The organism is Dryocola clanedunensis (assembly GCF_038405435.1).
In the GTDB taxonomy this organism is placed as follows: Bacteria; Pseudomonadota; Gammaproteobacteria; order Enterobacterales; family Enterobacteriaceae; genus Dryocola; species Dryocola clanedunensis_A.
The window spans coordinates 440,910-465,003 of the sequence record NZ_JBBYHZ010000002.1 but is presented as its reverse complement, the minus strand read 5'-3'; the positions used below and the strand labels follow the sequence as shown (position 1 = coordinate 465,003).

The following is a 24,094-nucleotide window of genomic DNA, read 5'->3' as shown; positions in this document are numbered from 1 at the left end:
ATTTCGACGCTTAAACGCGCTCGAAATCAGCTAATTTGAAAGATTTGTGATTCAGTTCGTCGGTCGGGCCGTAGAAACGCATTGCCGGCAACGGTCGTTTGCCGCTGGTTGGGATCCAGTTGCTTTCCAGACCCGCCGGTGCTTTAGGCCCTACATACAGGGTGACGCCACCATCGGCGTTCTTTGTCATCCCGTCGAGATCGTAAGAGGAGAGGGTGGTGCGGCCGCTGTCGCTGTAGATAAAGGACATGGTGTCACGGTTATAAACCGTCAGCGCCCAGAATTGCTTAACAGGCATTTTTGCCGGAATAGTAAGCTTATAGAGCTGCCCGGCTTCAAGCAGTTTGCCTTCGCTGTCGGCGAGGCTCATCAGATACTGAGTCGCAGGCTGGTCGCTGAGCACTTTCGGCATATAGGTACACCAGAAATATTCAGCGGCGCGGTTAATAAGATCGATACGATCTTCATAGATGAAGGTGAATTTCTTGTTGCTGTCCGTCTGAAGCAGAGAGGCATAGTGACGGTCCGCCCAGTAAAGTTTCTCTTTGGGGAAATTGTCATACCAGTACTGCATATAGAACCAGGCGTCGATCGCGGCCTGACGCATCGCTTTTTTGGTTTTCTCGTCGGGAGTAAACGGCTTGCCGCGCTCTATCCCAAGGAATGCAAGCATCCCCATCATCACTTTATCCTGCTCGCGGACAGGCTCGATGCTGGCTACCGCATGCAGATCGTCAAAATGGCGCTCGTCGTAGTAAGGCAAAGTTGGATAACGGTTAGTGCCTGGATCGACAAAACGCTGCTTAGGGGGATTCTGCGCTTCGGACAGGTAGTACATCCTGAGGCGTTTGGAGTAGTGGTAAGCATCTTCAGTCGTCTTGCCCGGAGCCTGCACTGAGCGGAAGGCAAAGGCCACGCGGAAGTTAGGCGAGGGCACATGAATATAGCCCGCAGGGATCGCATCGCTGTAACCCGGTGGCGTGAGTAAGAATTTGCCGCCTTTACCTTTATCCAGCCCCGCAGGTCCAACGTCGGCAATGGTGAACTGCCATGCATCAACGATCTGGCCGTACAGGCTGCCGTCAGCACCGGATGCCGGAACTTCAAGCACTACAGGGCCTTTTTGCAGATCGGTGAACGCGGTGATGTAAGGCGTGGTGCTGTTTGCCGTGATGGCTTCAAGATGCGCAGTTGCTGGCTTTGAGTAGGCGATAATATCGTTATCTTTCAGGCCCAGATTCTCAAAAGCCGCACGGCGGAAGCTGTAAATAGCAACTGCGGGCATATTCCACAGCACGGCTTCAAAGGCGCGCTGATACTTAATCTGGTAGTCAAAATCTTCAATGGAGCTTGCAGAACCCACCGGCGGGAGACCACTTTCCGTTTCGCCTTGCTGACCTGCGCCATGCTTTAAAGACGTTTTCGCTGACAGCGCTTGCGCGTAGGCTGGCGTAGATGTTTTTAGTACAGCAAGACCGACGGCTGAACCCAGCGCCAGTTTGTAAAATTCTCTGCGTGTCAGTGACATAGAGTGACTCCGTGGATGAGCGTAAGGCTTGATAAGCTGCATGCACTATAGGATAAAAATCAGAAAGTAATGGCAGAACAGCAGGTATGTTCAACCATGAGGCAAATGCCGCGCAATAACGCAGATATTTATTAATGAACATTGCGGAGCGAGGGATCGAAACAGCAAGGTTGCAGTTTGTAGTTGAAATAGCGGCGGGAAGAAAGTTAGGCTTTGCAGCAAGGCAAGGGCGTAAAACATCTTGCTAAACCTGTCTTCGCTGTCTTTATGCAATTTAACATAATATACATTATGCGCACTAAGATGATATTAGATAGAATCCGGGGTTTTGTGGGCATCCTTGTACTGTTCGTTCAGACGCTCTATAACTCAACATTGTTTGCCAGGCGTTAATAATGGACAAGTCTGCGCTGAGCTACACGGTGAGGACTCTTGAAGCAGACCTTGGGGTCCGTATTGATGGGCGAGCGACTTTCAGCACAATAAATATGATGAGGCAGGCCGCCCTGGACGGGCTGGGACTTGCTTATCTGCCGCTGGATACCGTGGAGAATTACCTTGAAAACGGAATGTTAGTCCAGGTGCTGACAGACTGGTGTCCACCGCGTCCCCCCTATCATCTTTACTACCCCAGCCGTCTACAACATTCTCCGGCATTTGCACTTGTGCTCAAAGCACTCCGCGCCCCATAAACTTTGAGTGCTGTTTGTCCTTATCCCTATCGAAATCAGTTACTTATAACCCTATTAATAAAACCTCCTTCTAAGCCCATGCGAAATTAAGCATCTAATTTCTGAATACTAAAGAGATTAAGATGGCCACTGAAACAATCTGTGTTCTTTCAGCGGCCAGGGCCGTCATCATGTATATGAAGGAGTCTTGCAATGAGTAATAAAACAGGTGGATTAAGCCGCCGAAATTTCCTCCTGACAAGTTCAGTGGCCTCCGCAGGATTTCTGATGGCGGGTCATGCTTCAGCCCTGCTCTCACCTACCCCTCGTACATCAGGCACCACGACACACGTAGATGGAATCACTGTCAGCAGCGTCCTGTTCCGCAACAATGAGATAATGATGTCCGGAAACGTCTATGTCCCCCCGGATTTCAGCGAAAACCGTCAATACGCTGCGATTGTCGTTGTCCACCCCGGTGGTGGTGTTAAGGAACAGACAGCTGGCCTTTATGCCCTCAAACTGGCTAAAGAAGGATTTGTCACTCTGGCGTTTGATGCTTCCCATCAGGGGGCCAGTGGCGGATTACCGCGCTTTGTTGACGATCCCATGAAGCGAGTTGTCGATTTCTATAGCGCAGTCGATTACCTGACGACTCTCCCTTATGTCGATAATAATCGCATTGGCGCATTAGGCGTTTGTGCAGGAAGTGGTATCACGGTTAAAGCGTCGATGACGGAACGCCGAATCAAAGCGCTGGCAACGGTCAGTGCCGTCGATGTCGGAGCGGCGACCCGTAAAGGCTGGGATGGAACAACATCTGAATCTGAACTCATTGCGACTCTGGATGCTGTCGCAAAACAGCGCACAGCAGAAGCAGCAGGCGGCGCACCGGTTTATGTCAACTATGTACCCAAATTGGGTGATACCAGTGCCCCAAAAGATCTTCAGGAAGCTGCGGATTATTATCTGACTGAGCGCGGAAAATATCCGACTTCCACCAACCAAATGCTGATGACAAGTATCAGTACGCTGGCGTCATTCACCGGGTTTGAAGGGGCAGATGTCTATTTAACACAGCCGCTTTTGATTGTAGCCGGTAGCAAAGCGGGTTCGCTCTGGCACAGCCATGAATTACACAACACTGCGGCTTCTGTTCAAAAAACACTGCATTGAGCATATTAGCGATAAAGATGTTCAGGCTGTAAACCAGGAATATGTCGGTAAAGTCGGTATTCCGCCGGAAACCTATGCCCGCATGGTAGCTTTTGCAATCAATGAACCAGAAGATGTGGGGATTAACGAAATTATTTTCAGACCAACAGCTCAGGATCTATAGGTCTGGACAACGAAAAAGGCAGCTGCAGAAGAATTAGATTTTTCCGTGCATCTGCCGACCTTTGTCCTCAGAAGCGCACGGAGTCATCCCAGACTTGAGCACCGGTTATTTCTGGGGTCGGACGAGCATGATGTTAGTGTGGAAGTCGCCAAATACATCCGACATTGTGAACAAGAGGCGGGAATACATCTCGACGGCACGAGATGTGGTGATGTCGCCGAGATCGATAATCACACCCGCTGTCCAACCAAATTCCTGCAACAGGCCCGACACGATGCTCTTGGCCCCGTCATCGTTGCCGGAAACGAAGACATGATGGCGACCCGGCACGATTGTCGGGTCGATCATAACTTCGAACTGTATGGTAGTAAGCGACTTTACGATCTTCGATTCTGGAAACGCGCGCTGAATCTGCTCGCCCAGACTGTCATCGTTGGCGACAAGAAGCCTCGGTGGCCATCCACCCGACAGATCCAATGGCAACGCCAGGTCAAGCAGTATCTTCCCGGCAAGGTTTTCCCGACCAACCATATTAAGGGCTGCAATCGACTCTGCTCCACCCGTGGCATTGACGATAATTTCGCCATGTGCACCGGCCTCTGCCATTGTGACCAGGCGGGTCTGCGGATGAGCAACGTGCCACTGGGCGAACGGCGCTGTTCCCTTCGGGTCCGGTTCCGTCCGGGCCATTGTTGCCTGCGGGTCACGGGTGCCGATAACTGCGTCGTGCCCTAAACCGTTCAGCCGATGCGCGATGGCACGGCCGACCATTCCGGTTCCGATGACTGCGATTTTCATGATGATACTCCTTGTTCAGGTTAGGATTTTGTTGATTCAGACAAATTTGATTGCTCAGGTATACCTCTGCTTTGGCTGGTCGCGTACATCGGTCATGCGCTGAGCGCGCGGGTGCGTTGGCGCGCCCACAGGGCCAGGGTAATGAGGAGGATGACACCACCAGTAATCATCAAACCACTCCAGCCGCCCCATCCCCAGAGCAAGCCGGCTGCGGCTGAGCCCAGGGCGCCAGCAATGAAGATACCAACAACGTAGGCTGTGTTGAGGCGGCTGCGGGCCGCCGGGTCTAGCGCCATCATCCGCGTCTGTGCAAGTACCAGGGTGGCTTGCAAACCAACCGAGAAGAGCACGATGGCAGTCATAATGGCAAAGAGTGATGTCTGTCCTACTCCAGCTATGATTAGGGCAAGGAGCGCCAGAGCCAGGCTGCCGCCGATGGCGTGAACCGAAAGGCCGAGGTCATAAAGACGGCCGGCACCCTGTGCAGCCACAGCACCTACCACGGCAAGGAGCCCGATGAGGCCAATCTGCCCCGTCGAGTAGGAGAAGGGCTTAGCAGACAACAGGAGGGTGATGCTGGTCCAGAAGAGAGTGAAGACACTCATAGGCAAAGCGCCAAGCAGGATCGTCACACGTACCCGCGAGTCCTTGTAGGACGCAAGAACGGACAGAAGCAGTTTTCCGTATGAGATACCCTGACGGGGTGGCAGCACCGGCAGCCAGCGGACCATGATTACAGCCATAACCAGAGTGAGAATGGCAGCAATGACAAAGATTGCCCGCCACCCCAGGAGATCAGCGACCAGTCCACTGGCCGCACGGGCGATAAGGATGCCAAGCATCAGCCCGGAGGCTACAGTGCCGAGCACCTGACCGCGCTGCTCACTGGTTGCCAGGTCACCCGCCAGCGGAGCAAGAATCTGGCCAGTAACCGAGGCCACGCCCAGAAAAGCCACGAGCCCGAGCAGGACAGGGAACGACGGGGCAAAAGCCGTTGCCGCCAGAGCAACCGCAGCAAGAAGCATCACTGCAGGAATCATCCGCTTGCGGTTCATGCTGTCCCCAAGCGGTACGATGAGGAAGATCCCGAGCGCATATCCAATCTGGGTAAGCGTGATGACGAAGCCAGCATTGCCCGGCGATACCCCCAAATCCTCAGCAATCGGTGCCAGCAGGGGTTGTGCCCAGTAGAGGTTACCGACTGATGCGCCACCGGCGATGGCGAATAGCAGTGTCAGCCCGCGGGACATGCCTACGGATTGGGGTGGTGTCTGTTTGTTCACGGTCTTCACGCTCCAAACCCTCCATCAACGCCATATTCCGAACCAGTCACGAAGCGGGCTTCATCGGAGGCGAGAAAGGCAGCAACGGTGGCGATGTCTTCGGACTCCAGGATCATCACCATCGCACCTTCTGCGGCAAAGCGATAGGCCACAGCCCGTCCAATGCCGGTCCCGGCACCGGTGATAAACGCGACTTTGTTATCCAGTCTCAGAGCCATGGTGTTTTCTTCTCCCATATTGATGGCCGGGGTCGGGACCGTTGCCCTCACCGCCTTGAACACAAGATAGTACTGGCGGATAAGATTGAAAATATAGGTAATCTTCGTTACAGTAATTCCATCATGGAACAAATAAGACTTGATCGCCTCACCGGACTCATCGCTTTCGCACGTACAGCGTCGCTGGGAAGCTATACATCTGCGGCCCGTACGCTTTCCATCTCGCCCTCGGCGGTGAGCAAAAGTGTACAGCGCCTTGAGGAACGGCTTGGGGTCAAGCTTTTCGCTCGAACCACGCGGTCCCTGGCGCTAACGCCTGAAGGGCGCGACCTTCACGAACGCGTTTTGCGTCTTCTGGAGGATGCAGAAGCGATTGAACAAATGGCTGCAGCGGCCCGGGCTGAGCCTTCTGGCATCCTCAAGGTTGCATGTCCCCTGCCTTTGGGGGTTTACGTTATTGCCCCCAATCTGGCGAATTTTCGGGACAAATACCCCAGGATTACAGTAGACCTGCGACTCAGCGACGATTTGACCGAGCTGGTTCAGGACGGCATCGACGTAGCCATCAGAGTAGGTCGGAGTGCTGATTCTCGCTTGATCCGTAAGAGCCTCGGACCGAACAAAGTCTATGCTTTTGCCTCACCCGACTACATCAGGCAGCATGGTGCTCCCAATAAACCTGAAGACCTGTCGGAACACGACTGCATCAACGTCCGTTACCACAGCTCAGGACAGTTGATGCGCTGGAAATTTGAGACGGGCAAACGGACCATAGAGATCCTGCCAGATTCCGCCATCATAGTTGACAACACTGATGCGGCAACCGCGGCTATTATTGGCGGCGCCGGGATTGGCCTTTCTCCAGCCTATGTCGCTGCACCTCACGTTGCTCGTGGAGATCTTGTTCGGGTGCTTCCGGAATACTGGATCGATCGATACGAGATCGCAGCACTTTGGCTTGAAAGCCGTCGTGGAAACCCAAAAGTGCGGGCCTTCCTGTTGTTCCTTGAGGAAATCTTCAACTCCCTGGAGGGGAAATAGTTCGTCAAGGAAAGTCCGCAAAACCAGTTAATAGTTCGCCGTTCCCAGAACCGGATTGAGACTTATCACCAGTGGCCTGGGAACCCATTTTGCGGAACAGGCATTACACCTTCCAAGGAAGCAATGAAATTATTGACCTGGATGCACGGGTTACCGGGCTGAAATTAGAGTAACGTAAATCCCGGCGTTCCTGTCGTAGACCCCCTTTACAAGAATAGTGTGCGAGACCAATATTCAGCCTGTATGCTGACATTGGCTTGCCAACCACTTACCGACCTCTGGCCATATTTTTTCCGCACATCGGATACGGAAAAAGCCCATGTGGCCAACAGCCGGAACACCAAAATCCGCGTGCCGAATCTCACGGCGTTCAATTTGTGAGTTTTTAACCGGACTCATCAGGCATGTAATAGCGTCAGAGTTAGCCCAGGGGTCGTCATCAAAACCCAGTACCAGAAGTGGTAACGTTATTTCACCGGCCCGTCGGCGTGCATCCCAGTCCGGATCGTCATAGAAGTAGCCGGGCATTGCACTCCAGCGCCCCCATTGCAACATTACCGGAGCAGGTAAATCTTCTCCCAGTCCGAGGCGTCGGGCTGGCATATACCCAAAGGTGCGACAAAGAACTGGTGCGAGAACACGTAATAAACACCATACTCTGAGCTTTTCCATCGTTTGTTTGATTGTGCTGGTTACGCCAGCGTGCGAAGCAACAAGGACTGCCGCATGCAGCAACCGGGTAGCTGGCGAAAGCAAAATGGCGTGTCCACCTATACTGTGCCCCACTGCCATCAGACGAAGCTCGGGGAAACGCGCCCTGGCCCAGGTTGTCACACAACTGACATCCTGCTCGATCCAGTCGGACATAGAAACATTACAATTTCGAAGCATCCCCGATTTTGAGCGGCCAGTACCCCGATAGTCGTAGGTCACGACATTAAACCCCATATCATGAAGATACTCAGCGAACCCCTTATAATACTCCTGTACCACAGCTGTCGCAGGGTGAAGGATCACAACAGCTTTAGCATCGCTTCTCTCCCACAAAGTGGAAGCCAAAAAGTCGGCTTGATTCAGGGATATCGTTATCAAATTCATCTGTTGAGGCTCACCTGGGTGGTCATACCAGTAATGCATTCATATAATGTAGCCGCAGCAGTCGAATCTGGCGAATGTTTTATATAAATGAACCGTTCAAACAATTGAACATGATTACTTGTGTTCTCCGAAGCCGTATGAACGTCTTAACATCCAAAAAATCATGTTTCCAAAACATACTCAGTGCGGACTAAAAAAGGGCTTATATAATATTTTCGAGAAACAAACTGCCTCGTGCAGAATGAGATTTATCACCAGTGGACTGGGAACCCATTTTGCGGAGCGGGTGTTGCAACCTTCAGAACAGTAATGAAACATCGGCTTAGCACCAGCAACCGCATCAATAATGTTTTGCCAGGCCCCTGTGGACATTAATCATCCCCGCTGTGGCCTGGCTATTTGGTCTTGTACTTAAAGAAAAATAGCTATCAGTGGAAAGCTGACATGAGCTCTTTGTTTTCCTCAATAACAGCCTCTAATGCCTGCTCCAGCAGCGTACCGCTTGTGATCAGGGGGTTGAGCACCAGTGCACGCCAGGCAGTGTGGCGGTTTCCGGTGATGGCCGCTTCGATGGTGAGCTGTTCGAAGCTTTTCATTAACTGCAGCAGACGCAGGGTGTCTTCTGGGAAAGCAGCCACATTCAGCGGCAGCGGCCCTGAGCGCGTGATAACAGAACTGACTTCCACCGCACAATCATCCGGAAGACCGTTGATTGCACCATTATTGCGGGTATTAACGTGCATGATGATGCGTTTGTCATTGTGGATTGCACTCATCAACTCGCAGGCCGCTTCGGAGTAGTACTGCCCTCCTCGCCCTTCCAGCGCTTGCGGTTTTTCAGCCAGTTCCGGATTTTTGTAGATCTCAAACAGTTCATGCTCCAGCGCTTTAACGACTTCACCGCGGGTACCCTCGCCGTTGGCCTCCCCGATCTCCTGTTTCAGGATATCGTCTTTCATGTAGTAGTAACGCAGGTAGGCGCAAGGGATCATTCTCAGCCCTTTCAGTACATGAGCAGGCCAGGTAAACGGCGGAATATTGCGGGGAACCAGCGGATCGTTGCCAGCAATGATCTCATCAATCACGTCGTCGAGCTTGTCCATACCGTTTTGCAGGATCTGACGGGCAAAAATAAAGTGATTGAGTCCAGCCACCTGCATGATGAAATCGCTTGAGCCACCCAGCAGTTTTGTCACGCCCTTCTGCATGATCACCGGTACGTTGCACAGGCCGACCGCTTTAATTGTGGTGTGGCGCAGAATGGCTTCTGTCACCATACCCGACGGATTGGTGAAGTTCAGCAACCATGCGTCCGGGCACAATGTTTCCATTTCACGGGCAATCTCCAGCGCAATCGGAATCGTTCTGCAGGCGTTAGCAAAACCGCCAAGACCGTTGGTCTCCTGGCCAATCATGCCAAATTTCAGCGCTATTCGTTCATCGCTAATTCTGGCATCCAGGCAGCCTGCACGGAACTGCGAGCAGACATAGTCAGCGCCAGTCAGGGCCGCCCGGCGGTCCAGGGTCTCATGAACGCTAACGTCCAGCCCTGCTTTTTTCAGCATCCGGCGTGCCAGATTGGCAATAATCGCCATCTTTTCACGACCATCTTCGATATCGACCATCCACAGCTCGCGCAAAGGCAGTTCAGCGGTACGGTTGATGAGCCCTTCGATGAGCTCTGGGGTATAGCTGGATCCCGCACCGATGATAACGACTTTCAGTTCAGACATGACAATCTCCTTACTATGATTAACTCTTTATCATTAGAAAGATTTGCTTCTGGCCTGACAAACGAATAAAAACCTATAATGCATTAATATGATTAATCCATAGGTCACCTGATGCTGGAACAACAAAGTACCCTCGCCCTGCTGCAAAGCTTTGAGATTGCCGCCAGACATATGAGTTTTACCCTCGCGGCAAAAGAGTTAAATCTCACTCAGGGAGCGATGAGTCACAGGATCCGCCTGCTTGAATCACAGCTAGGTTTCCGCGTTTTTGTCCGCATGACGCGAAAGCTGGCATTAACCGAAGAAGGTGAGCGCCTGCTTGCCACTCTGAACCATTCCCTGCGTGCCATTAATGATGAAATTGAAGATATCCGCAGCCAGTCGCTGAGAGGTACGCTGCACATTGGCGTCGCACCGACCTTTGCACAGTGCTGGCTTATGGCCCGACTCCCTGAATTTCAGGCGCAATGGCCCGGTATTAACCTCAAGGTCAAAGTGCGTGCCGGGATCATGGAATTTCACGATGAACGTGTTGATTTAGCTATCTATTATGGTGCCAGTCGCCACGCTGATTTATATCAGGAACAGCTGTTTGACGAAATGCTCGTGCCGGTATGTTCTCCGCGTTATCTGCTGCTGAATCCGCACATCAGCGCGGAGGATTTAAGCCAGGCCTGCTTTATCCATGCCAGCGAATCTACCGACAATCAGGATCCTTTCTCGGAGTGGCGAATCTGGAACGACGTCAACGGGCAGGAGATTCCTTACAAAATAAGGCATTACAGCTTTAATCATTATCATATGGCCATCCAGGCTGCGGAGAGCGGAATGGGGGTGATGATGGGAAGAAAAACGCTGATTCAGCCGCAGCTGCAGAGTGGACAGTTGATAGCGCTTAGCGCGGTTCCTGTACCTTCAGGTATGAGCTATGACCTGATTTACCCCAGTGAAAACAGAGACAGGATCCGCTGCCGGGCCTTTATTGATTTTTTACATCAGCAAAGAGAACAAGCAATCTGACTTCCGACTGAAGGACCAAAAATAAAAAAAGGAATGAAGAGGAGTTTTTCATTTCTATATAAATTGATTCGCACAATGACGTTATGCGCACCAAGATAAACTCAGGCAGAATCCGAGGTTTTGTGGGCATCGTTGGCCTAATCCATACCCCCTCAATTAATCAATAAAAATGATTAATCATTCAAATCTATATATTTGAGTTTGCCTCCTTTCGGGACCAAACTGAATCCAGTCAAACAACGACAGACAACTAACTGGAATCCTCACCATGCAAAATCAACTTCAAGACCGCCAGCAGCTTAATGACCTGATGAATGGCTGGATGCACCGCGACCTGGGTGAATGGGATCAGCTGCGCAATCTGTTCCACCCGGATGGCACCATCGAAATTACCTGGTTCGAAGGGCTGGCTAGCGATTTCGTGGATGGATCAATGCGTATGGGAGCGTCTGATCTGCGGACTAAACATCTGATCGCGTCACCGGCAATCACTTTCAACGAAGCCGGTAATAAAGCCATTCTGGAAACCAACGCGATAATCATCGCAGAGAACGTGAAGCTGAACATCGGCTGTGAATGTCATAACCGTTTTTACGACCTGGCAGAAAAAAGAAATGGTGAGTGGAAATTGTTCCATCGACAGAGCGTATACGACATCGGCACCTTCACCTTCCCGTTAGGCCCGGTAACCATTGATCAGGCGATTGTGACGAAATATCCACGCGAATATGCCGCGCTGGCCTATTTACTTGAGCAGAGCGGATTCCCTCTCGGACGCATCTTCGCGACGCGCGGCAGTGAGCTGGAAGCCAACATGAAAGCTGACGGTAAACGTTGGTTAGCCGCCTGAACCGTGCATTGAGATGAGCGGTCATCACCTGAGCTACACCACGGATCCGGCGCTGTTTGCTGATGAACTGCACCAGATTCTGGTTTCGCTGAGGGAATAGAGGGATCCTGCCGCAGTTCAGCCAGTAAATAAGCCGTGTTTCCTGGTGTGGTTGAGGTAGGCCAGCACGGCGGCGCTGGGCTCGTTCTGACGGCTGACCATCGTCAGATTTGCTGACAGCTCCGGTGCGTCAAGAACCCGATACACCACGCCCGGAACCGCCACCTTCGCCAGCGGCGCGGGAACCAGGGCGATGCCCAGCCCGGCCCCGGCCATGGCGAGGACGCTCAGCGAGCTTGAGATCCGCCAGGCAATATTCAGCTTATCCCCAAGCAGCTGGCTTAATTGCGAATCCAGCTGTGAATCTTCGTCATTGATTGAGTACATAATCAGCGGCTCATAGGCGAGCATGCCTATTGTCAGACTCTCTTTAGCGGCGAGATTATGATCGCTGGACATCACAACAACCCTTCCCCATTCACCCACAGGTTCATAGGCCAGCGCGGAATCATGAACCGGATAATAATCAGGCATATAGCCTACATCCAGCGTCCCGCTCTGGATCGCCTCGTTCTGGAGCTGCGGGGCAAGCTCCTGACAAATGATTTCAGCGTCCGGGAAGGCCTGATGAAAAGAACGGACGTCCTGCATCAGCCTGCCGCTGAAGACCGCGTTTCCTGCAAAGCCGATTCGCACCCGGCCAGTCTCACCGCGAATAGAGCGTTCAACCGCAAGGCGGGTATGCTCAACCTGCTCCAGCGTGCGAGCGGCCTCCGCCTGCAAAAGTTTCCCGGCTTCGGTCAGCTCGACGCGTCGGCTGGTTCGAATTAACAGCGGCCCGCCCAGCTCCGCCTCAAGCGCCTTAATCTGCATGCTCAGCGCGGGCTGGACGATATTGAGCCGCTCTGCCGCCCGGCCAAAATGCCGCTCTTCCGCGACCGCCAAAAAGTACTTCAGGTGACGTAAATCCATTAAGGCTCCATTAATCATTAACAATGATTAATCCATGAAATCGATTCAATTAAGTTTATCTTGTTTAAGGGCGCTCCTGGTATGCGGCAATGAAAAATGGCATTCTGTTATCTATTGCCGTTGGCGCGGGTTAACGCGGGACTCCGCTCCAGTCATGATCAACCGGCCGTTTCGTCCGTTTCGTCCGTTTCCATCTTAACCATCTGACGCAGATCTTCGTTGAGGCTCTGCAATATGATAGAGCCTATATCTCTCAACGGAAAAGCCGACCTTACGTCTATTTTTCAGATTATTAAATTGATGAAAACATCAATAAGATAAAGATTAATTTAATCGGAAGTTAAAATTACTAATAACCTTACGAAATTATTTCAAATAAGGTTATTGTTATAACATAAAATTGACACTGCTAATCATTGACCATGAAATCATAATTGCTATGAATATAAATTAATCGTCATTTGTCATAACTTTCATGCCACTCGGCATTCATGGCTACCGTATCGGTCATTATGTCAGGCACTTGTTGAAAAATCTGACAGCACTCTGAATATTAAGTCCTGGGGTGTTTTTTCGGAACAAATGTTTTTTATAGCCACACCGGATGGTAGGTCTCTTAATGAGTTTTACCTTAGAGATGCCTGCATTAGAGAAAAGGGATACTTTAGAGTAAAAATGGTATCTTCTTTTTTTCGGTGTGAGGAACGGGATGCGCTTCCTTTGCTGATCCGGAGCCCATTGCATTTTGACAAGATCATTGTTTTTCCGGCAGGTAATTCCATAACAATGGATAGTTTTTATGAATAAAATCATAGACAACCTAAAGCTCATAGCATATTCATTATCGCTTTTGCTACGCTCTTCTCCAAAATTATCGACCCTATTTCTCTTTTTAATCACCTTAGAGGGGATCATGCCTACACTGAGTGTGATGACCAGCATTCATCTGGGAAACATGATCAGTGGCACAGATCATTCCGGCCTTAATCTGGTTGCCATTCTGTGGGCATCAACGTTCGTCGTGCCTGGCATACTGGCACCGGTAATCAGTACATTACAGAGTGTGCTTAATTCACAGGCTACCTATCTGACACAACGGAAAATAATGGAGGCGGCCTGCAGAATTGACGATTTAATGCTTATTGAGTCACCGAAACTTCACGACGATCTCGAAGTTTTATCCCGCGAGGCCGCTCACCGCCCTCTGAATTTACTGGTTAATCTGGTCGATATATTCAGAGGGACACTGACTTTACTCAGTCTGTCACTGGTGTTGGCATCAGTTGTGTGGTGGCTTCCTCTTGCCTTTCTTCTTCCCCTAATACCGGTCACATTTGCAGTTGCTTACTCTCAGATTGATATCTTCAAAGCTATGCTTGGAAAAGGGAATTCAGCCAGAAGGATAAAGTATTTTCTTTTCGTATTACTGGATGTGAAGTTGGCGAAGGAAGTCCGCTTGTTTAATCTTGCTGGTTTTTTTCTCGACAAACATAAAGACTCTTTCAGTGAACTAGAAAATGAACTTAATCAGGTTCGCCGTAAGCAACTGATGCGTCCGCAACCCTGGAACCTGCTTTATCTGCTTTGTGCTCTGGGTGTCATGTTCTGGTTTGTCGATTATATCTCGACAGGAAAAATATCCGTGGGGGGATTACTGGGTACGATACAGTCCATCTCTTATTTTGGTCTGTCCTGTCAGTGGATGGTCTATTCATTTGCCAATGTGGGTGTATGTTTCGGTTTCTTCGCGCGATTAAAGACACTGGAATCTGTTTCGAAAGAACCACCCGTTACGCCTGTCGGAAATGAACTATTTCCAATTAGAGAGATTCGGTTTGAGAATGTGTCTTTCAGCTATCAGGATGACTGCAATGTCCTGAATAATATCAACCTGACCATACATGCAGGCGATCATCTCGCTATTGTAGGTGAGAATGGAGCAGGAAAAAGCACTCTCATCAAACTGTTGTGCCGTCTGTACAGTCCAACAGCGGGCAGGATTACCTGTAATGGTACTGATATTGCGCAGATTGATATGTCAGTCTGGCGTAGCCAGTTGAGCGCCATCTTTCAGGATTTTGGACACTATAACCTGAGCATCCGAGAAAATGTTACGTTCACCGGTTCTCACACATCTGTTAAGGAACATGCATTCAGGTATGCCTGCGAACGTGCACAGTTTATGTTTGGCGACAATATTACTCCGGAAACGCTCATTGGTAAGGAATTCTCCGGAACTGAATTGTCTGGCGGTCAATGGCAACGTCTGGCACTTGCAAGGGCACTGTACTCATCAGGAAATTTGATCATCTTAGATGAACCGACCAGCGCAATGGACCCTCGTGTGGAAGCTGAAATATTCAGTCAGTTTTCACAGCTTGTCGAGGGAAAAACGGCTGTAATGGTGACCCACCGCTTAGGGGTGGTAAAACATGCAAATACACTGATTGTATTGAGAAATGGTGAAATTGTTGAACAAGGTAAACCTGCGGATCTTGAACGGACGCGGGGGGAATATTACGCTCTGCTCAAATTACAGCGTGAGCAATATGAATCGGATGATACAAACGCGGAATTGTTTGCCTGAATTCATTCAGGCCCCAGTAAGTATCATGGCATTCTGCAACAAAAGTTCTGAAAGATCGCTAAGCTGTGATTTTTTAGCGTAAGGACAAGGTGAAGTGTGTTAGAAAGCTCAGGCCATTAGCACCCTGATGGCCTTATTTTTCCTCATTAATTGTTATATTTTATAATACTACAGCTGACTGCGCTTATTTAAACCAAATAACTTATCGGTGTCATATATTTCTCCGGTAATTTGCGCTTCGTTTTCAGCAACGTTGCTCTCAGTTTGGGCGGCGACGTTGCCGGGTACAAATATAGATAAATCACCGATCAATCATTATTTATGATGAGGTCTGCCCCAGGCGGATCTCCACCGCATGCCGCTGCCCGTCATCCCGCAAAGGAATGCTGTTCTCCGGCAGCAGAACGCCGTCCAGCATGACCTGATAGCCGCCCTCGCTTCGCGATACATGAATCTGATAATCACTCGAACCGTGGCGGTAGACCAGGCTCACGGATGGCCAGCTCTGCGGCAGCAATGGATGAACGGTTATCGCATCGCCGTGCCGCTCGATACCCAGCAACGTCTCGATGACTAACCGATACGCCCAGCCAGCTGAACCCGTGTACCAGCTCCAGCCCCCGCGCCCGGCGTGCGGCGCAACGCTATAGATATCCGCCGTCATAACGTACGGCTCGACTTTATAGCGCTCGATGGCGTCCGGCGTCAGGCCGTGATTGATCGGGTTGATCAGCGACCAGAGCTGCCAGGCCCGCTCGGCGTTGCCGCTGCGGGCGAAGGCCATCACCGCCCAGATGGCGCCGTGGGTATATTGCCCGCCGTTCTCGCGCACCCCCGGCAGGTAACCCTGAATGTAGCCAGGGTTTGGGCCGTTGCCGTTAAACGGCGGGGTAAGCAGTTTTATCAGCCCCGCCTCGTTATCTACCAGCCGCGCGTCCAGCGCCTGCATGGCCTGGGCGCAGCGTTCTGCGCTCCCTGCCCCGGACAGCACCGCCCAGCTCTGGGCAATGGCGTCAATCTGACACTCTTTTGCACTCTGTGAACCGAGTGCTTCTCCGCTGTCAAAGTAGCCCCGGCGATACCAGGCCCCGTCCCAGCCGGCCGTCTCAAGGCTGCCCTGTAGTTTTGCCGCCTCGCTGCGGCATAGTGCGGCGATTTCTTCATCGTTAATCCGCCCGGCAAGCTTCGCAAAGCGCTGCAAAACGTCATACAGGAAGAAGCCAAGCCAGACGCTTTCGCCCTTGCCTTCCAGCCCTACCAGGTTCATGCCGTCGTTCCAGTCCCCCGCCCCCATCAGCGGCAGACCGTGCTGGCCGTAGCGCAGGCCATGGCGAATGGCTTTTACGCCGTGCTGCCACAGCGACTCTTCAAGGGCGCTGACAACCGGCTGATCGTATACCGACTCTTCGCCGGGCTGGAGCTGGCGGCCTTCAAGGTACGGAAGGCGCTGGTCGAGCAAACCGATATCCCCCGTTGTGGCGACATAGTGGCAGATGGACAGCGGCAGCCAGAGATAGTCATCTGAACAACGCGTGCGGACCCCGTTGCCTGACGGCGGATGCCACCAGTGCTGAACGTCTCCTTCGGTGAACTGCCGCGATGCGCAGAGCAGGATCTGCTCGCGCAGCCGCTCCGGTGCCGCATGGCTCAGCGCCAGGGTGTCCTGAAGCTGGTCGCGGAAGCCGAAGGCCCCGCCGGACTGGTAGTAGCCGCTACGGGCCATCAGGCGGCAGGCAATGGTCTGGTACAGCAGCCAGCCGTTGGCGAGCAGGTTAACGGCTGGATCGGGCGTCGCCACGACGATCTGGTCGAGCATGCGGTGCCAGTGGGCGTGCACATTCGCCAGCTCACCGCGAGCGGCGTCTTCGCTAAGATACTGCTCGATCATCGCTTCCGCGTCCTGAGGATTCTGGCCCGTGCCGAGTACAAAGATGAACGTGCGCTGGTCGCCGTCAATCAACGTAGTCGCGGACTGCACCGCTCCGCACGGATCTAACCCCGCACCTGTTTTATCAGACAGCGTGCGTTGTTTCATGACGGCCGGGTCACGCTGCGAACCGTTACGCCCCAGAAATTCCCGGCGGTCTCCCGTCACGGAACAGTGGACCCCCGTGACCGCAAAGAAAGCGGTTCTTTCCGAGCCGTTGCTGCTATAGAAGTTATTCGCCAGCACCCCGCAGCCGCGTCCCGTTGTGGATGAGCGGGTCACGACATGCATTGCCGATTTGCTGCGCGACTCGCCCAGCGTCCACTCCACGTAGCCGGTAACGGAAATTTTGCGGGTGCGCCCCGAAGTATTGCTGAGCGTCAAAATAGCAATTTTTACGGGAGCATGTTCCGCCACCAGGATCGTCAGCTCCGTGTCGATACCTGTTTCACGGTGGGCGAAAACGCTGTAGCCAAAGCCGTGGCGTGACAGATAGTGTCCGCTGCCACGCACCGGCAGCGTCGTCGGCGACCAGACGGCACCGCTCTCTTCATCCCGCAAATAGTACGCCTCCCCGGAACGGTCGCTGATGGGATCGTTTTCCCAGGGAGTGAGGCGATATTCATGGGCGTTCTCGTACCAGGTATAGGCCTGGCCCGCTTCGGAGATAACGGTACCAAATCCCGCATTGGCCAGCACGTTCGCCCACGGGGCCGGAGTCTGGTCATTTTCATCCAGCACAATCTGGTATTCGCGGCCATCCTGAGAAAAGCCGCCGCGGCCGTTGAAAAACACCAGCGCGCTGGTATCGGGCTGCCAGGGATCGTGCTGATTGTCGGGAAGCACTGCACGCGGGGTAAAAGCCTGCTGCGAAGACTGCGTCGGCTGAAGGCGCTGATTCAGCTGTTCTTTCAGGCCACCGGCGCGATCATCAAGAACGATTTGCGCCACGCTCAGCAGCAGCAGCCTGTCCTCCGCAGACATTTGTTCGCCGTTGCGCACAAAAATACCGCCGGGCTTGTCCATCTGGCTGGCTTCAGATCCCGCTGCGATCAGCTCGATAATCTGGTTTTGCAGCTCCTGCTGATAGCCTCCGTGGCTGTCGTTGAGGATAACCAGATCCACGGCCAGCCCTTTCAGCCGCCAGTAGCGGTGCGCCTGAATCATCGTGGTGATGAGCAGCACGCTTTCGTCGCTGGTGACGTTAAGGATAACAATCGGCAGGTCACCGGAAATAGACCATCCCCAAAGGCCCGGCTGTCCACGCCGGTTGCGGCTTAGCGTCCGGGCATCCGCCCGCAGCTCTGGTCCCGGGAACAGCACCGCGCCTGCCAGCTGGTTGAAGAGCGTAGCGTCGTCTTCGTTGGCGTTTATCTGGCGCAGGGCAATCTGACTGTGCGACCACGCAAGTTCAAAGACGCGATCGGCGATCGGATGGTCGTGGTATTTCTCCACCAGCGCCTGGCTGTGCTGACGGCTCTCCGTTACGCCATAGATTATATCGACGGTGACGGGCAGCCCTGGCTGCAGAACGATGGACCGGCGGATGGCAAGAATGGGATCCAGCACCGGGCCGACGCTGTTGCTCAGTGAGCCGCCCTGTTCGGCTGCGGCGGCGTTTGCCGGGGTTCGTCCCCGGCCAAGAAATTTTGCCCTGTCCGTTTCAAACGAGGTTTCGCTCTGCGGCTGCCCGTGCACCACCATCGTGTGAAACATCCACGGACAGCGCTCATCAGGCGAGCGCGGGCGGCGGTGGCAAAGTATCGCATGCTGATCGGCAAGCAGTTCGGTCTGGATAAACAGATTGCTGAAGGCCGGATGGGCCAGATCGCTCTCTTTTGGTGCCAGCACCACCTCCGCGTAGGTCGTCAGTTCCAGGGTACGCGGCTGCCGCCCGCGGTGCAGCAGCGTGACGCGGCGAAGCTCTATATCATCCTCGGGCGAGACGACAATCTGCGTTTTCACGCTGACCGTGCCCGCCACCACTTTGAACTCCGCTCCGGCGTCGGTAAAGACCACGTCGTACTGGCTGACTGACGCCCCCAGCGGCTGCCAGGTATTACTCCATACCTCATTTGTGACAGGGTCACTTATAAAGCAGAAGGCCCCCCAGCCGTCGCAGGTTGGGTCACTGCGCCAGCGGGTTAACGCCAGGTCTTTCCAGCGGCTGTAGCCCCCGCCGGACTGGCTGATCATCAGGTGGTAATCGGCATTCGAGAGCAGCTGAACTTCGGGGATCAGGCTGTCCACGTCGGTAAACTCACGGGTTTCATACTGCACGGGCTGTAAAACCCCTTCGTGAGATTCGAAATGGCGGCGCGGGCTGTACAGCTCCACGGCGTCAGGCACGCGTTCCTGCAGCAGCAGACGGGCCGACTGAAATGACGGGCTCGTCATAAACCGGTCGACCATTGGGGCACCCAGCAGCACGTGAGAAAGCGCCTGGAAGGCCATGCCCTGATGGTGCGCCATCCACGAACGGACTATCGCGTACATCTGGCCGCTGGCGAGGCGCGACGGCGTGTAATCCAGCGCTTCATAGAAGCCATATTCTCCGCGCGATCCGTTCTCTTCCAGCCTGCGGAGATTTTCACAGGCCTTATGCGGTGAGACGGTGAGCGCCATAAGCGTGGCGTACGGAGCAATAACCATGTCATCGGCCAGCCCTCGCCGCAGGCCAAGGCCGGGAACGCCGAAAGCGTGGTACTGATAATTTTGCAGCGCATCGAACGAGTAGTAGCCCGACTCCGAGATCCCCCACGGCACGCCCCGCTCTTTGCCCCAGTCGATCTGGCGTTTCACCGCCGACTGGCTCATCTCTTCGAGCAGGCTTCCCGGATAGGTCGGCATCACCAAGTTTGGCATTAAGTACTCAAACATTGAGCCACTCCACGACATCAGCGCCGTTTCGTTATCAATGGTGGTAAACAGCCTTCCCAGCGCGAACCAGCTTTTCAGCGGCAGCTGGTTAGTGGCAATCGCCAGAAAACTGGTAAGCCGGATTTCCGAGGGCAGCAGGTCGTAATGGCTGTTATCGAGCTTATTGTTATCGCAGTTGTAACCCACGCTGAGCAGGCTGGTGACTTCGTTATACAGGAAGGCGAAATCCATTCGTGCGTGTTCATTCAGCCGCTGTTCAAGCTCGGAAACAATATCCAGCCGGGTGCGCGCCTGGCGAATTGCCGATTCTGACGGCGTCCCCTCGCCGGTATGCTTTGCCTGCGCAAGCCAGCTAAGGGTCGGCAGCGCCTGGTTCTGCCAGCTGCCGGGCAGCCAGCTCAGAAAATGCGTCCATTCATGGCAGATGAGCACCAGCTGACGCTGAAGATGCTCCACCCAGCGGCGGATGCGGCCCTCTTCGTGGCTGGACAGCGCATGCAGACGGTTACTCTGCGCGCGCATATTTTTCAGCTCAGCAAAGAGCAGCGCCGGGGGCAGCATGACGGCATTTTTACAGTGGTTATGCAGCTGGCGAAGCAGCGTCGGAGCGTGCTGTCCCCAGGCTTTTTCGAGAATTTGCAGCGTATCATCAAGCCCCGTCAGCACCCGCGTCGTGTCGAGCAGCGGCTGGTTACGCAGGCCCGTTAAGCCCGCGCTGAGGGTAAGCAGATGCCCGGCCATATTGCCGCTGTCGACGCTTGAGATATAGCGTGGGTTAAGCGGCACCAGCGTGCGGGTGTCATACCAGTTATACAAGTGGCCGCGGTAGTGCTCCATTTTATCCAGCGTGTCGAGCGTCAGCGTAATACGCTGCAGCATTTCACCCTGGGGGATATAGCCAAAGTCCCACGCCGTCAGGTTGGCCATCAGCGACAGGCCGATATTGGTCGGCGAGGTGCGGTGCGCAATTACGGGATGGGGAAACTCCTGGAAGTTATCCGGCGGCAGCCAGTTCTCTTTTTCGGTGGCAAAGGTTTCAAAAAAGGCCCAGATCTCCCTGCTGCTCTGACGCAGAAGGCTTTGGTTTTCAGCGGTAAACGCAGGGCCTGGCCTTGTGGTTTCGCGGCTTAACCAGCTTAATACCAGCGGAGCCAGGCACCACAGCACGCCAACGGGCACGGCAATAAACAGCAGCATCGGGGCAAGGTATGCCGCAAGCAGAATAAGTGCGGCACCGGCAGCCACGTTGAGCCACATCGCACGGTAAAACCGCAGCGGTGAGGTTCGGGCGCCGTCGGTCATTTGCTCAAAGCTTGCCCACTGATTAAGGTTGTGATGGCTGATACCCAGCCGCCACAGCGTCACGGCTATCGCATGCAGCGAATACCCGGCCTCGTGGGGCAGCGTGATAAACCCAAGCCCGACACGCAGCAGGCGCTTTAGCCCCCCGGATGACACCAGCAGCCAGTGCTGGAGGAACGGACGCCGTGCTGGCTTGTTAATCATGTCCTGGGCTAAAACCAGCGCGGTGGGAAGCAGCAGCGCAACTGCCAGCACCATCAGCCAGTAAAAGGGATTGGGAACCAGTAAAAGCGAGCAAAAAATCAGGACCAGCAGCGAAGGCGCCACGAGGCTGCGGCGAAGATTATCCAGCAGCTTCCAGCGGGAAAGCGCCGTGAGCGGATTTTTTTCCCGCGTTCCGTCTTCTTTTCTGACCCGAAATTTGAGCCAGTTCAGCAGCTGCCAGTCGCCGCGGATCCAGCGGCTGCGCCTCGCTACGTCGGTAAGATAATTATTGGGATATTGTTCATAAAGCAGAACTTCGCTGAGCAACCCCGAGCGGGCGTAGCACCCCTCCAGCAGGTCATGGCTCAGCACCAGGTTTTCCGGACAGGTATTGTGCGTGGCCTGCGCAAAAGTATCCACGTCGTAGATACCCTTGCCAACAAACGAGCCCTCGCCAAACAGGTCCTGATAAATATCCGAGGCCATCATCGAGTAAGGATCGTTACCCGGCACGCTGCTGCACATGGCCGCATAGCGCCCCTGCCCGCTGCGCGGGATTTCCTCTGCAAGGCCCGGCTGTAAAATACCGTACCCCTTCACGACACGCTGCTTTACCGGATCGTAGATCGGGTGGTTAAGCGGATGCGCCATCGTCGCGACAAGCTTGTGCGCCGTATCCCTGGGCAGCACGGTATCGCTGTCCAGCGTAATGACATATTTCACCCCCGGCGGAGGGGCGATTTCGTTGTTATGCACCTCTGAAAACTGTGCCGCAGGCTCCCGCAGCCAGCTGTTCAGCATCGACAGCTTGCCGCGCTTGCGCTCGTAGCCCATCCACACGTTTTGCTGAGGATTCCACTGCGCCGTACGGTGCAGCAGGAAGAAAAGTGGCCGTGAGCGGGAAGCATAGCGGCGGTTCAGATTCTGCATCTGGGCCTCCGCCCAGTGCAGCAGCTCGCCGTTTTCCGGCGATTTTTCATCGGGGGAATCTGCAAAATCAGTCAGCAACGCGAAGTAAAGATTCGCCGTACTGTTGCCCAGATAGCAAACCTCCAGGCTGTTGAGCAGCCTGTCCGTTCCTGCCCGGCTGGTGAGCAGGCACGGGATAACGACCATGGTGCTGAACCCGGCCGGAATGCCGGTGGAAAAATCCATCCTCGGCAGCGGCATCGGCGAACGAAAGCGTGTCGTTGCCTCACTCAGTAAATTGCTGGCCAGCTGGCTGACCAGTACCACCAGCGGCAGCGCAAGGAGCAACAGCGGCCAGTGCATCCCCTGAAGCCAGGTGCGGAATAAAACGTCGGCGCTAAGGGCCGTCGTCAGCAGGCTCAGGCTGCCAAGCCAGGCAAGCAGCGGGATCTGGTTAAAATTATGGCGCAGCCGCACGATCCAGGAGGTATTAGCCCCAAGCTCGTGCTCAAGCGCGGCGCGCCCTTCGCCAATCAGGTAATAGCCAACGTGGTGGGCAGGCGTTGCGGGATCGGCGCCCTGCGCCATTTGCAGAATGTGGCGGGCGACTTCCGGTTCGCTGTGATAGCTGTGCCTGGCGAGGATCTCAATAATGTGTCGATAGTGGTCGCGAGTGTCAAAGTGCATCGCCGGGTATATCCCGGAGGGATCCTGACGCAGGGTCTGCTCGGCCAGGCTCATGGCTTCGGCAAAGTCGGCCCAGTTGGTTTCGCTTAGCAGCCGCAGGCCAACAATACTGTTGCTGACGGAGAGCTGGTTTGCGGCAAGCTGCTGGTTAAAGCGGTGAATCAGGTAGTCCGGGGTCACGCCGCTTTCGGCCAGGCGCTGCTCAACCCAAGTCAGCGGTAAAGAGAGCATATTCCCCCGCCCCTGCAGCCGACGAACCAGCTCCGCCACAAAAGCGCTGCTCAACGGCGGACGCGATCGCGCCATATCAGCAATCACCATGATCAGATCCGCAGGGGCGTTTTCGGCGCATTCAAAAATTCGCGTCACCCAGGCGTCGGCAAGATTGCGCTCTTTTTGCGCTTCGGCCACCTCGATGCTGACCCGGCGTAAATTTTCAATCAGCGCCAGGCGCAGCATGCCCGGTAGCGCCCAAAGCTCGCCGAGCGTTAACGGCGTCACCTGCTGATAAGCCGCGATATAGCTCGCCAGGCTCGCCGCGTCCCAGCGTCCGTCAGCATGCGCGATGGCTTCGGAAGCTATCGCATAAATGCGCGGACAGTTGTGCGGAGCCGTTAACGGCGGCAATCCTTTACCAAAATTTTTCGGGAGATGATGGCGGACCACGCGGATCTGCTCTTCGATGAGGTAGTAGTTGTCAAGCAGCCATTCGCCCGCCGGAGTTATTCCCGCCTTTTCGCCCGCGTTGAGCAGATAGCAGTTGCGGGTAATGATGGCTTCGTTATCTTCCAGCCGCTTCAGCAAATAGTAAGGCAGCCTGGTGGCCGATAATTTATGGGAGCGGGCCAGCTTCTGGCCGTAGCGCTCCATCTGGGCGGCAGAAAACAGTTCGGCTTTAATGGGGCTGTCGCTGGCGGGCCCGGCACCCAGCCAGTCGGGAATATCAGGATGGAGATCCAGCGGCTTACCGCGTGTAAACCACCGTGCAGGAATTAATTTCATGAATTT

Annotated in this window: 15 protein-coding genes; 7 read left to right on the top strand and 8 right to left on the bottom strand. The window is 53.9% G+C overall.

Annotated elements, in window-relative coordinates:
- Window positions 1–10 precede the first annotated feature (10 nt).
- A complete protein-coding gene (locus AAE045_RS06150) occupies window positions 11–1,528 on the bottom strand; it encodes a DUF1254 domain-containing protein (protein WP_455546945.1) in 1,518 nt (505 codons plus the stop codon).
- 395 nt (window positions 1,529–1,923) lie between these two features.
- Between AAE045_RS06150 and AAE045_RS06145 the strand changes: the two genes are divergently transcribed.
- The 3 genes from AAE045_RS06145 to AAE045_RS06135 all read left to right on the top strand — a co-directional run bounded on the left by AAE045_RS06145 (window position 1,924) and on the right by AAE045_RS06135 (window position 3,538).
- The gene (locus AAE045_RS06145; protein WP_455546944.1) at window positions 1,924–2,220 is read left to right on the top strand and encodes a LysR substrate-binding domain-containing protein; all 297 of its coding nucleotides are present in this window, start codon (window positions 1,924–1,926) and stop codon (window positions 2,218–2,220) included.
- Between the two features lie 192 nt (window positions 2,221–2,412).
- A complete protein-coding gene (locus AAE045_RS06140) occupies window positions 2,413–3,375 on the top strand; it encodes an alpha/beta hydrolase (RefSeq protein ID WP_455546943.1) in 963 nt (320 codons plus the stop codon).
- The gene (locus AAE045_RS06135; RefSeq protein WP_455546942.1) at window positions 3,329–3,538 is read left to right on the top strand and encodes a hypothetical protein; all 210 of its coding nucleotides are present in this window, start codon (window positions 3,329–3,331) and stop codon (window positions 3,536–3,538) included. Before AAE045_RS06140 ends, AAE045_RS06135 begins: the two co-directional genes overlap by 47 nt.
- A 105-nt stretch (window positions 3,539–3,643) precedes the next feature.
- Here the strand turns inward: AAE045_RS06135 and AAE045_RS06130 are convergent, their stop codons facing one another.
- The 3 genes from AAE045_RS06130 to AAE045_RS06120 all read right to left on the bottom strand — a co-directional run bounded on the left by AAE045_RS06130 (window position 3,644) and on the right by AAE045_RS06120 (window position 5,837).
- Window positions 3,644–4,336, bottom strand: coding sequence for an NADPH-dependent F420 reductase (locus AAE045_RS06130; RefSeq protein ID WP_455546941.1), 693 nt, complete (start codon window positions 4,334–4,336; stop codon window positions 3,644–3,646).
- 92 nt (window positions 4,337–4,428) lie between these two features.
- A complete protein-coding gene (locus AAE045_RS06125; RefSeq protein WP_455546940.1) occupies window positions 4,429–5,628 on the bottom strand; it encodes an MFS transporter in 1,200 nt (399 codons plus the stop codon).
- Complete coding sequence (locus AAE045_RS06120; RefSeq protein WP_455546939.1) at window positions 5,625–5,837, bottom strand: SDR family oxidoreductase; 213 nt, start codon at window positions 5,835–5,837, stop codon at window positions 5,625–5,627. The genes AAE045_RS06125 and AAE045_RS06120 overlap by 4 nt, the downstream gene beginning before the upstream one ends.
- A gap of 123 nt (window positions 5,838–5,960) precedes the next feature.
- Between AAE045_RS06120 and AAE045_RS06115 the strand changes: the two genes are divergently transcribed.
- Window positions 5,961–6,878, top strand: a complete 918-nt coding sequence (locus tag AAE045_RS06115) for a LysR family transcriptional regulator (RefSeq protein ID WP_455546938.1) — start codon at window positions 5,961–5,963, stop codon at window positions 6,876–6,878.
- A 234-nt stretch (window positions 6,879–7,112) separates the two neighbouring features.
- On the opposite strand, the gene AAE045_RS06110 is transcribed toward AAE045_RS06115, so the two are convergent.
- Window positions 7,113–7,976 (bottom strand): alpha/beta hydrolase family protein, encoded by an 864-nt coding sequence (locus AAE045_RS06110; protein ID WP_455546937.1) that lies wholly within the window; start codon window positions 7,974–7,976, stop codon window positions 7,113–7,115.
- A gap of 428 nt (window positions 7,977–8,404) precedes the next feature.
- The gene (locus tag AAE045_RS06105) at window positions 8,405–9,709 is read right to left on the bottom strand and encodes a 6-phospho-beta-glucosidase (RefSeq protein WP_455546936.1); all 1,305 of its coding nucleotides are present in this window, start codon (window positions 9,707–9,709) and stop codon (window positions 8,405–8,407) included.
- Between the two features lie 111 nt (window positions 9,710–9,820).
- Here AAE045_RS06105 and AAE045_RS06100 point away from each other — a divergent pair, with 111 nt between their 5' ends.
- Both AAE045_RS06100 and AAE045_RS06095 read left to right on the top strand, forming a co-directional pair.
- A complete protein-coding gene (locus AAE045_RS06100; RefSeq protein ID WP_455546935.1) occupies window positions 9,821–10,729 on the top strand; it encodes a LysR substrate-binding domain-containing protein in 909 nt (302 codons plus the stop codon).
- A 268-nt stretch (window positions 10,730–10,997) separates the two neighbouring features.
- Complete coding sequence (locus AAE045_RS06095; protein WP_455546934.1) at window positions 10,998–11,579, top strand: nuclear transport factor 2 family protein; 582 nt, start codon at window positions 10,998–11,000, stop codon at window positions 11,577–11,579.
- Window positions 11,580–11,696: 117 nt separating this feature from the next.
- Here AAE045_RS06095 and AAE045_RS06090 read toward each other — a convergent pair whose 3' ends face one another.
- Complete coding sequence (locus tag AAE045_RS06090; RefSeq protein ID WP_455546933.1) at window positions 11,697–12,590, bottom strand: LysR substrate-binding domain-containing protein; 894 nt, start codon at window positions 12,588–12,590, stop codon at window positions 11,697–11,699.
- A gap of 799 nt (window positions 12,591–13,389) precedes the next feature.
- Between AAE045_RS06090 and AAE045_RS06085 the strand changes: the two genes are divergently transcribed.
- Window positions 13,390–15,177, top strand: a complete 1,788-nt coding sequence (locus AAE045_RS06085) for an ABC transporter ATP-binding protein (RefSeq protein WP_455546932.1) — start codon at window positions 13,390–13,392, stop codon at window positions 15,175–15,177.
- A 319-nt stretch (window positions 15,178–15,496) separates the two neighbouring features.
- Here the strand turns inward: AAE045_RS06085 and AAE045_RS06080 are convergent, their stop codons facing one another.
- Window positions 15,497–24,088: a GH36-type glycosyl hydrolase domain-containing protein gene (locus AAE045_RS06080; RefSeq protein ID WP_455546931.1), complete on the bottom strand. Its 8,592-nt coding sequence runs from the start codon at window positions 24,086–24,088 to the stop codon at window positions 15,497–15,499.
- Between the last annotated feature and the right edge of the window lie 6 nt (window positions 24,089–24,094).